We start from the raw sequence: 13,053 nt of genomic DNA, 5'->3' as shown, positions 1-13,053 counted from the left end.
TCAATTATCCTCCACGCTATCATCCGAATTCTTCTGATATTCGCGACGCCGCCATTGCTTGAGAGCTTCTTTTTGCATATCAACGGCCTGATCTTTTTCGTCAATAATTTCCAAGCCCAGCATAGTCTCCAGCACATCCTCTAAACTGATAATACCTTCAACACCCCCATACTCATTAACCACCATCATCAGGTGCACCCGCAACGTAAGCATTTCGTTTAACACATGGCTAAGCGACATAGTCGGCAACAATGCGGGAAGGTCGCGTTTATAATTGGCTAACAGGCTATCGCCATTACCCCTAGCCTGGGCCAGAAATAAATCACTGCGAAATACATAGCCAGTTATTTCTTCACGACTATCAGCAAAAACCGGGATGCGGCTAAAAACCGCTTTATCGTGCTTATGAAAAAAGGCTTCTACGGTGAGTTGCTGCGGCAGGGAAAAAACAACAGTTCTAGGGGTCATGGCATCTTTAACCTGGGTACTCCTTAGTTTCATTAAATTTTTTACAAACTTGGATTCTTGCTTGGCTAACTGACCATCCTGCGAGCTAATCTCCGCCATTGCTGCAAACTCTTTGCGGCTAAAACCATTTAGACTGGGTTCGTTGGGAATATTGGCAGTAATTTTTACCGACAACTTCACTAGGGGATATAGCAAGAGGATTAAATATTTTAACGAGTGAGCCGTAATAGGCGCTAACTGCCGCCAGTAAGTTGCCCCTAGTGTTTTTGGTATAATTTCCGAAAAAATCAATATCAACAAAGTCAAAACCACTGATGCCAAACCTATATAGGCACTACCAAATACTTCTGTCGCTTGCGCGCCCGCACCCACTGCGCCTACGGTATGAGCGATAGTATTGAGTGATAAAATAGCCGCCAACGGTTTGCCTATGTCGTCCTTTAACTCCTTGAGTAAGTCACCAGCCGCTTGTTGGCCGTGGCTTCTCATAATAGCGATATGCGCGCGATTGACGCTAAGCAGCACCGCCTCAAAAATAGAGCAGACAAAGGAAAAAAATATAGCGATAAGTATGTAAGTGGTGAGTAGCAGCATAAAAAACCTAACTCAGTGACAGCCTAAAAAACAATCTAGCGTTAAGCTAAACCCATTATAACTAGACGCGAAGTACTAGAATGCTAACCACCAAACATAGCGAGGTTAAGTTCAACACTATCCCCCAGCCAATAAGCATAAAGGGTGTGGTCGTTTAAATCATTGCCGGTTAAAGCATGTACTAATACGCTAAGGCCATTGCGCCGCTCATCCAACCAAGGAATCAAGGCATCAAAATCTCTAGTGCCAAAAATAATCTGACAGCTCCACCTAGGGTGTGGCCCCACCAGCTTTTCATGCACGCGCCCTATCTGTAAGCCAAAGCGCTCGCCGCCCTCAGCGCAAAGCGCCGCAGCATAGGTCACGCTATGCTCATCAAAATAGACATGGGCATGGTAGGCTTTATGCTTATTAACCGGTCGCTGTACTGCATTCATTGATTACTACCTGCATCTATAGATGGCGAAAAAAACTATCAATTTAAAATAAAAAAGCACGCATTATGCTAATGAGTGCAGGCCAAGCATATTGCCCTCCGTATCCATGACTAAGCTAATAAATCCATACTCACCAATGGCCATCTTAGGCCTTTGTATATTGCCACCAGCAGCTATCACCCGCGACTCTTCAATGGCACAGTCATCACAGGAGAAATAGACCAAGGTGCTATTGCCGCCGGCGACAACGCCATCCATTTTCACCAGTGCGCCGGTAGCACCATACTCTTCCATATCCGATGGAAATGACTGCATGCTTATGGATGTATCAGTAGGGTCGCCTAGCGTCTCTAGCTCTACGGCTAGCACCGCCTCATAAAAAGCCTTGGCCCTAGCCATATCATTGACATAAATTTCAAACCAACAGAGCGGATTTTTAGCCATGCTTATCTCCTTATCGCTTGCGACCATTCATGCTGTTTAAAAAATCTTACCCGGATTCATTAAGCCTTTAGGGTCTAGCTGTTGCTTAATCCCTTTCATTAACGCAATTTCTAATTCACTACGGCTATAGTGTAAATAGTCTTTTTTCAGCAAGCCTATGCCATGCTCTGCAGAGACGCTGCCGTTATAGGTCGCTAGGCGCTCAAAGATGGCAACGCTAATTGCTTTACAGCTGTGATCAAATTCGGCCTTGGTTAACTCATCGGGCTTGAGTATATTTAAATGCACATTACCATCGCCTATATGGCCATACCATATCACTTGGTATTGCGGCGCTAGTTCGCTGAGTATTTTTTCCACCTCTAATAAAAACTCGCCCTGCTGCGAGGGAGGCACGGACAAGTCATGTTTCAAGGGCTGCCACTGGGCCAATACCGAGCTTATTTCTTCGCGCAAACGCCACAGGTTTTGATATTGAGCTTGGTTTTGGCTGATCACACCGTCTAGCGCTATGCCCTGCTCTAGGCACTGCTCAAACAAGCTCATGGCCCGCTCTATGACCATATCATCCTTGGCTTCAAATTCTATTAGTGTGTAATAAGCACCGACTTCACTACAGGGCCGTTGCAGCCCTAGCTGCGCCGTCACCTTTTGTAAGGCCTGCTCTGAAAAAAACTCAAAGGCGGTTAATTCCATACCCACTTGAAAATGCGCTAACACTTGCAACAGCGCGGTTAAATGTGGCACCGCCAATAACAACACGGTTAAATGTTCAGGCGGGCGGGTAAGGCGCATAGTGGCCTCGGCCACAAATCCCAAAGTGCCTTCGGCGCCTATAAACAATTGCTGTATATCGTAGCCGGTATTATTTTTAAGCAGGCTTTTATTCATGTCTAATATATCACCGGCACCGGTAACCACTTTTAAGCCCGCTACCCACTGCCGCGTCATACCGTATTTTAAAACTTTTATACCACCGGCATTGGTGCTGATATTACCGCCTATTAAACTGGAACCACTGGAAGCAAAATCTACTGGATAGTACAAGCCCTGCTGCTCGGCAAAGGCCTGTAAATCGGCAGTAATCACCCCCGCCTCACACACCACTGTACGATCGATGGCATTGAACTGCTTAATGGCATTCATATCGCGCAGTGACACCACTACCTCGCCCTGTATCGCTACGGCCCCACCCGATAACCCGGTGCGACCAGCGGAGGGCACTAAGGCTACGCCCTCACGATTAACTAACTGAACTATGGCTTGTAGTTGCTCTATGTTTTGCGGAAAGATAATGGCGCTGGCATTAGCGCTAAACTGGGTGCTATCTTTACCCCAGTAGCTGAGCTCTGCAGCATCGCGGGTAATTTTTTTATCGCCTACTATTTGCAGCAGTTGCAGGTATATATCATTTGTTAACATTTAACTGTGTTCGCTTAAGTATTGATTAATTAAAATAAAAACTTGCTGACGCATGACTTCGGTCTCATTAACCAATTGATGTCCAGCGCCTTCTATATACCCTATTTTGGCACAAGGTAATTTTTTATTAATTGCCGGTATATTAATACGCCAATCGACCGTACCGTCATCCAGCCCCTGAACAATTAACACCTTGTGCTTTGTCGCCTTAAAATATTTAAACTCTTCCACCCATTCTATCAAGGCCCCCACCCAACCTAAATGGGTGTGCTTACTTTGCAGTGGATCTTGGTATTTTAAAAAATAAATAAAGTTTTTATCGTGGCTATTATTAGCAAAGCGACGCGGCAATCGTTTGATAAAGTTTTTAACTATTCGGTATAGCAAACGACTACTGCGCCATTGATATATTTTCAATAAAGGCGCCAACATTACCGCAGCCCTATTTTGTTGCGGATGCTCTAATAAGTATTGCATGACTATCGCTGCGCCAGTGCTTTGCCCTATTAGCGCGGCGATGGGAATATTGATTTTTTCGAAGTAGGCAATAATTGCTTTAAGCACTAATTGGTATTCACCAAAGCGCACTATGCAGCTGCGCTCGCCGCTGGACAAGCCATGACCGGGTAAATCAAAAGCCACCACGTTATAACCCTGCGCCAAACTATTCGCTATGGCGTGCTTATACAGGCCCACATGATCATAATAACCATGCACAATTAATACAGTCTTGCTTGCTGGCTTACCGGCCAAGGAAAAGTAATGGCTAGCGATACGATAGGCGCCGCAATCTATAGCACCAAAAAAATGCTGCAAGCCGCTAAACTGACTTTCAAAGTCTATGCCGTAATAGCGAAAGTAGTCTGTAATAATTTGTGGGTATTGCGACGATTGCAAACTATCAAAATTAGTAACCGCCGACCGTAGCTCATCGATATTTAACGTATTTTCGCTCAAGGGTTTAATACCTCTGCGCCTGTAGATGGCGATTCATGAAACTGCAACTTTTCTGTCATATCTCTGTTTTACACTTTAGCGGCATGATTAAAACGCGAAACTTTATATTCAGCCCCTGATACCCAGGACTTTTACATTCGGACTTATGTATGTCGCCCATAGCTTATACTGACGAACTGTTACAGATTATTAAGCACAATTTATTAACCGCCGTGTTTCAACCCATAGTCAACCTGCGTCAGGCCAAGCTACACGGCTATGAAGCGCTAACCCGCGGCCCGGCTAACAGCCCTTTGCACAACCCACTGCAGCTATTCGACACCGCCAGTAAATCGGGCAACCTCTCCAAGCTGGAGTTTGCCTGCCGCGATGCCGCTTGTAAGCGCTTTAGCCAGTATGAAGCTGATGGCAAGCTGTTTATCAATGTTAGCCCTATTAGTTTAGCCGAGGCAGGCTATGAACACGGCATGACCGACTGGATATTGTCACAATATAGTATACCCGCTAAAAATATTGTTATAGAACTTTCCGAACAATACCCTTTAGATGATTATGATTTATTAAAGCGCTCCTTTGACCACTTTCGCGACAAAGGCTTTCAAGTCGCCATAGACGACTTAGGCGCCGGTTACGCCGGCTTAAAAGCCTGGTCAGAGCTGCGCCCTGACTATGTCAAAATTGATAGGCACTTTATAGAAAACATCAACGAAGACCCTGTAAAGCGCGAGTTTGTACGCTCTATACAAGAAATAGCCAAGGAGCTGGACTGCAAAGTTATCGCCGAAGGCATAGAAACCGCTGAAGAGCTAGCGGTAGTGCACGCCTTAAAAATTCAATTTGGCCAAGGTTATTATTTGGGCAGGCCTAAAGCCATACCCGCCAATTTTCACTCCATACAAGACAAACTGCTATCGATCAACAATCATCAAAGCATTATCTGCCTATCGCAGACCGTAGCCGACTTATCGCTAAGCTACCCAGCCATACATAAAAACTGGTCGCTCAACCGCGTCATAGATTTATTTCACAGCAACAAAGGCCTACGCTGCTTACCCGTTACCGAAGGCGACAGCCCGCTGGGGCTGATCGAGCGCCAAGCTGTTTTAGAGTTAATGACCGGCCGCTACAGCCGTGAACTCTACGGCCACAAATCAGTGCTAAGTTTTATGAGTAAGCAAGCTGTGATAGTGGACCTTAACACCTCTTTAGAAGAAGTCAGCCGTAAACTCACCACCAGCCAAAGCGACAACCTGCAGCAAGATTTTATTATCACCAACAATAGCGCCTATTACGGCATAGGCAAAACCAGCACCTTGCTACAAAAAATTACCGAGCAGCAAATTCGCTATGCCCGTTACGCCAACCCTTTAAGCCAACTGCCAGGTAATGTACCCATCTACGAACATGTGGATAAATTACTACAACAACAAAGCCCCTTCACCATAGCCTATTTTGATTTAAACAATTTTAAAGCCTTTAATGATTATTATGGCTATAACATGGGCGACCAGGTATTGCAGCTGCTGTCCGATATACTTAAAAAAATGCTTATCAGTGCCGATGATTTTATTGGCCATATAGGCGGTGACGACTTTATTGCCACCTTTGAACGCAGCGACTGGCTGCAGCAATGCGAAATCATTAAGCGTGACTTTGAGCAACAGGTGAAACGCTTTTACAGCCCAGAAGTGCTAGAGAAACAAGGGCTATGGCAGATTGACAGGCAGGGCAAAAAACAATTTTTCGGACTGCTAACTTTAGCCATAGGCCTAGCCCAACCCGATATACACGATTGTAAATCCCATCACGATGTCGCGGCCCTAGCAGGAGAAGCTAAAAAACAGGCCAAGCGCAGTGACAGTGGCATTTTTATTTCTCGCCGCCGCCGACCGCAGGGCGAAGCCTGCGTACCACTGTAACCCCATACACTTTTATCTAGACAAAAAAAGGCGGCACTAAGGCCGCCTTACTACGCTATTTTTACGCTTAGTTTACTTTTGCATCTAACTCGCCAGCTTCATAACGCTGGAACATAGCCTCTAAAGACACAGGCTTAATCTTGCTGGCGTTACCCGCTGTACCAAAGGCCTCAAAACGCGCTTGCACGATATCGCGCATGGCGTTGATGGTTTGCTGTAGGTATTTACGGGGATCAAACTCGGCAGGGTTTTCCGCCATATAGCGACGTATCGCGCCAGTAGAAGCCAAGCGTAAATCGGTATCTATATTCACCTTACGCACACCGTGCTTAATGCCTTCGCAGATTTGCTCTACCGGCACACCGTACGTTTCGGGGATGGCACCACCAAATTCATTGATAATCGCCAACCAGTCTTGCGGCACTGAGGAAGAACCGTGCATCACCAAGTGGGTGTTGGGTATACGCGCGTGTATGGCCTTGATACGAGCTATATCTAAAATATCGCCAGTAGGTGGTCGGGTAAATTTGTAAGCCCCGTGCGAGGTACCACAGGCTATGGCCAAGGCATCAACATTGGTTTGCTTAACAAAGTCAGCAGCTTCTTCAGGATCAGTAAGCATTTGATCGTGGCTTAATTTACCCACGGCACCGACGCCATCTTCTTCACCGGCTTCGCCGGTTTCTAATGAACCCAAGCAACCTAACTCACCTTCTACCGACACACCACAGGCGTGAGCCATGGCCACAGTTTGCTTAGTCACATCAACATTGTATTGATAGCTAGCAGGGGTTTTACCATCGGCCTCTAAAGAGCCGTCCATCATGACTGATGAAAAACCTAATTGAATAGAACGCTGACAAATGGCTGGGCTGGTGCCGTGATCCTGATGCATAACCACCGGAATCTCAGGAAACTCTTCTATGGCCGCCAATATCATGTGACGCAAAAACGGCGCACCGGCGTACTTACGAGCACCCGCAGAGGCCTGCATAATCACGGGGCTGTTGGTAGCACGGGCTGCTTCCATAATGGCGCGTGTTTGCTCTAAGTTATTAACGTTGAATGCAGGCACGCCATAACCGTGCTCGGCGGCGTGATCCAACATTTGACGCATGCTGATAAGTGCCATGATAGTTTCCTTTATAATTGACCTAAGTTTTAAATATTTCTGTCTTTATCGCAGCGCTATGCGTAACGCGGCTGTATTTTGTTTTTCAAGCCGTTAAGCTTTTAACGGCTATGGATACCGGCGCAAGGCCGGTATGACGGTGTAGTTTTCTTTCGTCATACCGAACTCGATTCGGTATCCACATATTCACACCAGCTACCACAATGTTTTGCTTACCCCTTGCAGCTTGCCACTTACAGCTAGCTTTTTACCCTTTCGCCCGCTGCTCCAGCATAGCCACCGCGGGTAATACCTTCCCTTCTACATATTCTAAAAACGCGCCGCCGCCGGTAGAGATATACGATACTTTATCGGCGATATTGTATTTGTCTATGGCGGCTAAGGTATCACCACCACCGGCTACCGAAAAGCCCTCACTGTTGGCTATGGCCTCGCTTAAAGCTTGGGTGCCAGCGCCGAATTGGTCAAACTCAAAAACCCCTACCGGACCATTCCATAAGATAGTTTTGGCCTTGCTTAAGATCTCGGCTATTTCGGCTGAAGCTTGCGGGCCTATATCAAAAATACTGTCGTCGGCTTGCACCTCGTCGGCATTTTTTAACTCGGCGGCACCGCCCCACTCTTTGCTAGTCACTACATCTCTAGGTACCGGTATGGTGGTTTTGGCCATCAATGCTTGCGCTACGGGGATTAAGTCGTGCTCACACAAGGACTTACCCACTGGCTTGCCGCTGGCCGCCAAGAAGGTATTGGCTATGCCACCACCCACGATTAACTGATCGGCCACCTCCGATAAAGTTTCTAACACGCTAAGCTTAGTTGAAACTTTTGAGCCGCCTACTATCGCCACTAAAGGCCTAGCAGGGTTAGCCATAACTTTGGCCAAGGCATCTAACTCACCAGCCAATAAAGGCCCAGCGCAGGCCACCGGGGCAAATTTGGCCACACCGTGGGTAGACGCTTGGGCGCGGTGGGCGGTGCCAAAGGCGTCCATCACAAATACATCGCAGAGGCTGGCATAGGCTTTGGCTAGCGCTTCGTCGTCGGCTTTTTCGCCCTCGTTAAAGCGCACGTTTTCTAATAAGGCCAGCTCACCATCGGCCAGCTCTACGCCTGCGCGCCAATCGCTAATAAGCGGCACCTTGCGGTTTAGCAGGCCACCCAAATGCTCGGCTACGGGTGCTAGTGAATATTGGCTTTCATACTGGCCTTCGGTGGGACGGCCTAGGTGTGACATCACGATAACTTTAGCACCTGCCTTCAGGGCTAACTCAATGGTGGGTAACGCGGCGCGTATGCGGGCATCGCTGTTGACCTTGCCTGCGCTAATGGGCACGTTTAAATCTTCACGGATTAATACACGTTTGCCGGCTAAGGCCAGGTCGGCCATTTTAATGACGCTCATTGAGAGTTCCTTTGACTGCTATCCGTTATCATTATTAAGGCTATATCGTTATTTTACTGCTGCTGATACCAGTACTGGCTGATATCCAGCATGCGGTTAGCATAGGCCCATTCGTTATCAAACCACACCAACACATTAACCAAGCGGCCATTAACCCGCGTTTGTGCTGCGTCTACCACGCCCGAGCGGGTATCGTGGTTAAAGTCACAGGAGGCCAGCGGCTCATGGCTAATACCTATTATGCCCTTGAGTTGCTGCTCGGACGCCGCTTGTAAGCGCTCATTAACCTCAGCACTAGTAGCAGTCTGTTTGACGATAATCGATAAGTCCATCGCCGACACATTGGTAGTAGGTACCCGCAAAGCTCTGGCAGTAAAACGGCCGCTAACACAGGGCAGCAACCTATCGATGCCTTGAGCCAAGCCCGTATCCACAGGGATAATAGACTGGCTGGAAGCGCGGGTTTTGCGCAAGTCGGTATGGTGATAGCCATCCAGCACGGGCTGGTCGTTCATCACCGAGTGTATGGTGGTAATGCCACCAGACTCTATGGTGAAAGCCTGATGCAAAATATCGATGACCGGCACTATGCAGTTACTGGTGCAAGAAGCCGCCGAAGCTATAGTGTCGCTGACACTGAGCTGCTGATGATTGACCCCATACACCAAGGCATTAATATCGGCCTCACCGGGCTGAGAGAGTAATACCCGCTTCGCGCCCTGAGCCAAATGCTGCTGCAAATCGGCTTGGCTATCAAAGCGGCCGCTGCATTCCAACACCAAATCAACCTGATGTTGCCGCCAGGGCAAGTCGCTGAGGGATCGGTGATGGCTAATCGCTATGCTATCGCCATTCACCAGCAGCGCACCGTCACTGCTACTCACTTCGGCCTTAAAGCGGCCGTGGGTGCTGTCGTATTTGGTGAGGTGCACTATGGTGGGCAGGTCGGCCGGCTCATTAATGGCCACCACTTGCATATGCTCGCGGTAGCCACCCTCATAAAGGGCGCGCAATACGCAGCGCCCTACGCGGCCATAACCATTAATTGCCAAGCGTATCATGGTGTTTACTCAGCTATACAATCGTTGATCGCTTCAACAACGTTTTCAACGGTAAAACCAAAGTGCTTCATTAAGTCAGCCGCAGGGGCTGACTCGCCAAAACTATCCATGCCTACGATGCGGCCATCTAAGCCCACGTATTTGTACCAAAAATCACGGTGCAAAGCTTCCACCGCCACACGGGCTAAGACATTACTAGGTAATACGCTTTCGCGGTATGCGGCATCTTGTCTGTCGAATACTGAGGTAGAAGGCATAGAAACGACGCGGATGTTTTTACCCGCCTCTTTACTAGCCAAGGCAGCTTTGGCAGCCATCACTAAGCCCACTTCCGAGCCGGTAGCAATCAAGATGGCATCGGGCTCGCCATCGCAATCACTTAAGATGTAACCACCTTTGGCAATATTCGCCACTTGCTCATCAGTACGAGTTTGGTGCTCTAGGTTTTGACGGGAGAAAACCAGAGCAGCGGGGCCATCGCGGCGCTCTAGCGCGGCCTTCCAGCTAACCGCTGACTCTACCGCATCACAGGGGCGCCAAGTATCCAGATTCGGGGTGGCGCGCAGGGCCGTTAATTGCTCTACCGGCTGGTGGGTAGGGCCATCTTCACCCAAGCCTATAGAATCGTGGGTATAGACAAAAATGCTGCGTAGCTTCATTAACGAGGCCATGCGAACGGCATTGCGAGCGTATTCCATAAACATCAGGAAGGTTGCACCGTAGGGGATAAAACCACCGTGTAAGGCGATGCCGTTCATCATCGCTGACATGGCAAACTCGCGCACGCCGTAAAACAAGTAGTTACCCGAGGCGTCGTCAGCAGTGATGCCTTTAGAGTCATTCCACAGGGTTAAGTTAGAGCCCGCCAAATCGGCAGAGCCACCTAATAGCTCAGGCAACAAGGGGCCGTAGGCATTAAGAGTATTTTGTGAAGCTTTGCGCGAGGCAATAGTGGCGCCATCGGCCTGTAATTGTTTGATGTAGGCATCGGCTTGGGCGCTAAAGTCTTCAGGCAGGTCGCCACTGAGGCGCCTAGCTAGCTCTATGGCCAGTTCAGGATGGGCTTCTGCATAGGCTTCGAAGCGCTTATCCCAATCACTTTCTAGGGCTTGGCCTTGCTCTTTGCCGTTCCAACCCTGGTAGATATCAGCGGGGATCTCAAAGGGCGCGTGGGTCCAGCCTAAGGTCTCGCGTACTAGCGCAATTTCATCATCACCTAGCGGCGCACCGTGGCAATCTTCTTTGCCTTCTTTATTCGGCGAGCCTTTACCAATAATGGTTTTGCAGCAAATCAAAGTAGGTTTATCAGAAGCGTGGGCCTCTTCTATCGCCATCTTAATCGCGGTGCTGTCGTGGCCGTTGACCGCAGGTACTACATGCCAGCCATAAGCTTCAAAGCGCTTGGGGGTATCGTCGGTAAACCAACCTTCTACTTCACCATCTATAGAGATGCCGTTGTCGTCATAAAACGCAATCAGCTTGCCTAGGCCTAAAGTACCGGCTAATGAACTGGCTTCGTGAGAAATGCCCTCCATCAAACAGCCATCACCTAAGAACACATAAGTGTGGTGATCGACCACATTGTGGCCGGGGCGATTAAATTGCGCCGCTAACGCCTTCTCGGCAACCGCCATGCCCACAGCATTGGTAAGGCCCTGACCCAGAGGGCCGGTGGTGGTTTCTATACCGGGGGCATAACCGTATTCGGGGTGGCCCGGGGTTTTGGAGTGTAATTGGCGGAAATTTTTCAGTTCTTCTATGGGGAGATCATAGCCGCTGAGGTGTAGTAGCGAGTAAATCAACATGGAGCCATGGCCATTAGATAGCACAAAGCGGTCGCGATCAGGCCAGTTTGGGTTGGCAGGGTTGTGCTGTAGGAAGTCGTTCCACAGAACTTCGGCTATATCAGCCATGCCCATAGGGGCTCCCGGATGGCCGGATTTGGCTTGCTGCACAGCATCCATACTGAGTGCGCGGATGGCGTTAGCTAATTCGCTACGTGACGGCATTGATTGGAACTCCAAGAAGGTCATTTTGAAAGCCGGCTATTTTCTCCCACCCACGACTATACAGCAATGCCCAGAGCGCATTTGCTGACTAAAAATAGTGCTTTTTAATCGAATTCCCTAGTCTAGCACCAGCAACCCACTAAAAATCTATATCGAAATATTTTGATATAGATAAAAACAGCTGTTAGACTGCGCGCCTATGAACACTCAAACAGCCCCATTAGTTGACCACAGCAGCACGCAAGAGCAAGCACTAGCCTATGCGCAAACCCTGCTGGCCCTGTGCAAAGCCAGCGCCGATCACCTGCGGCTGGATATTTTGCGGGTACTGAGCCGCGACTCGTTTGCGGTGTTAGAGCTGTGCACCATACTGGACTACAAGCAATCAGGGCTTAGCCATCATTTAAAACTATTAGCGACTGCGGGCTTGTTAATTACCCGCCGCGAAGGCAATACCATTTTTTACCGTCGCGCCCAGCACGCCAGCGATCACCAGCTAGACAGCTTGCAGCGCAGCATTTTTAACGCCGCCGATCAGCTCAGCCTTAGCCCCGAAGTGGAACAACGCCTACTAGCGATACAAAACAGCCGCGCGCAACGCTCCCGTGATTTTTTCAATCGCCATGCTGACAGCTTTAATAAGCAACAAGAACAAATTGCCGCCTACGAATTATACGGCAGCCATACCGCCAGCCTGGTCTTGAGCAATGGCAACAGCGCCGGCAATGTTTTAGAAGTAGGCCCCGGCGAAGGCGCTTTTTTAGCGGAGCTAGCGCCACACTTTACTACCGTTTACGCGCTGGATAACTCCGAGCAAATGCTGAGCAAAGCGCAAGCCTTTGCGCAACAACAAGCCTTAAACAATATTGAATTTATCCACGGCGACAGCAAACACCCCGCCTTAAAGAATATTGCTGTCGATAGCATAGTGGTGAACATGGTGTTGCATCACGTGCCCTCACCCGCCGCTATGTATAGCGACTTGGCGCAGCTGTTGAACAGCCAAGGCCGTTTATTCATCACCGACCTGTGCAGTCACGATCAATTGTGGGCACAGCAATCCTGTGGTGATTTGTGGTTGGGTTTTGAACCCGAAGATTTAAGTAACTGGGCCGAAAGCGCCGGCTTAATCGAAGGCCAGAGTGTGTACCTCACGCAACTCAATGGCTTTCGCGTACAAATTAGAGAATTTATTAAGCCCTAGG

At 48.7% G+C, this 13,053-nt stretch carries 11 protein-coding genes; 2 read left to right on the top strand and 9 right to left on the bottom strand.

What is annotated here, in order from left to right; translation table 11 throughout:
- The 5 genes from B067_RS0104495 to B067_RS0104475 all read right to left on the bottom strand — a co-directional run bounded on the left by B067_RS0104495 (position 1) and on the right by B067_RS0104475 (position 4,322).
- Positions 1-1,062 carry a CNNM domain-containing protein gene (locus tag B067_RS0104495; protein ID WP_019528866.1) on the bottom strand — a complete coding sequence of 354 codons (1,062 nt, stop codon included), beginning with the start codon at positions 1,060-1,062 and terminating at the stop codon, positions 1-3.
- 83 nt (positions 1,063-1,145) lie between these two features.
- Positions 1,146-1,499: a DOPA 4,5-dioxygenase family protein gene (locus B067_RS0104490; protein ID WP_019528865.1), complete on the bottom strand. Its 354-nt coding sequence runs from the start codon at positions 1,497-1,499 to the stop codon at positions 1,146-1,148.
- Between the two features lie 63 nt (positions 1,500-1,562).
- Complete coding sequence (locus B067_RS0104485) at positions 1,563-1,943, bottom strand: VOC family protein (RefSeq protein WP_019528864.1); 381 nt, start codon at positions 1,941-1,943, stop codon at positions 1,563-1,565.
- 36 nt (positions 1,944-1,979) lie between these two features.
- Positions 1,980-3,365 (bottom strand): FAD-binding oxidoreductase, encoded by a 1,386-nt coding sequence (locus B067_RS0104480; RefSeq protein ID WP_019528863.1) that lies wholly within the window; start codon positions 3,363-3,365, stop codon positions 1,980-1,982.
- The gene (locus B067_RS0104475) at positions 3,366-4,322 is read right to left on the bottom strand and encodes an alpha/beta hydrolase (protein WP_019528862.1); all 957 of its coding nucleotides are present in this window, start codon (positions 4,320-4,322) and stop codon (positions 3,366-3,368) included.
- Positions 4,323-4,471: 149 nt separating this feature from the next.
- Between B067_RS0104475 and B067_RS0104470 the strand changes: the two genes are divergently transcribed.
- Positions 4,472-6,241: a GGDEF domain-containing protein gene (locus tag B067_RS0104470; protein ID WP_019528861.1), complete on the top strand. Its 1,770-nt coding sequence runs from the start codon at positions 4,472-4,474 to the stop codon at positions 6,239-6,241.
- Positions 6,242-6,308: 67 nt separating this feature from the next.
- On the opposite strand, the gene fba is transcribed toward B067_RS0104470, so the two are convergent.
- The 4 genes from fba to tkt form a co-directional block, all read right to left on the bottom strand.
- Positions 6,309-7,373 carry a class II fructose-bisphosphate aldolase gene (fba, locus tag B067_RS0104465; RefSeq protein WP_019528860.1) on the bottom strand — a complete coding sequence of 355 codons (1,065 nt, stop codon included), beginning with the start codon at positions 7,371-7,373 and terminating at the stop codon, positions 6,309-6,311.
- A 247-nt stretch (positions 7,374-7,620) separates the two neighbouring features.
- Complete coding sequence (locus B067_RS0104460; RefSeq protein ID WP_019528859.1) at positions 7,621-8,778, bottom strand: phosphoglycerate kinase; 1,158 nt, start codon at positions 8,776-8,778, stop codon at positions 7,621-7,623.
- 53 nt (positions 8,779-8,831) lie between these two features.
- Entirely contained in the window at positions 8,832-9,839 is a 1,008-nt protein-coding gene (locus tag B067_RS0104455; protein ID WP_019528858.1) for a type I glyceraldehyde-3-phosphate dehydrogenase, read from the bottom strand.
- Positions 9,840-9,844: 5 nt separating this feature from the next.
- Complete coding sequence (tkt, locus tag B067_RS0104450; protein ID WP_019528857.1) at positions 9,845-11,848, bottom strand: transketolase; 2,004 nt, start codon at positions 11,846-11,848, stop codon at positions 9,845-9,847.
- Positions 11,849-12,047: 199 nt separating this feature from the next.
- Here tkt and B067_RS0104445 point away from each other — a divergent pair, with 199 nt between their 5' ends.
- A complete protein-coding gene (locus B067_RS0104445; protein ID WP_019528856.1) occupies positions 12,048-13,052 on the top strand; it encodes an ArsR/SmtB family transcription factor in 1,005 nt (334 codons plus the stop codon).
- Position 13,053: the final 1 nt, after the last annotated feature.

The organism is Dasania marina DSM 21967, from assembly GCF_000373485.1.
Taxonomy (GTDB): domain Bacteria; phylum Pseudomonadota; class Gammaproteobacteria; order Pseudomonadales; family Dasaniaceae; genus Dasania; species Dasania marina.
This window is presented reverse-complemented; position numbering and strand designations above follow the sequence as displayed.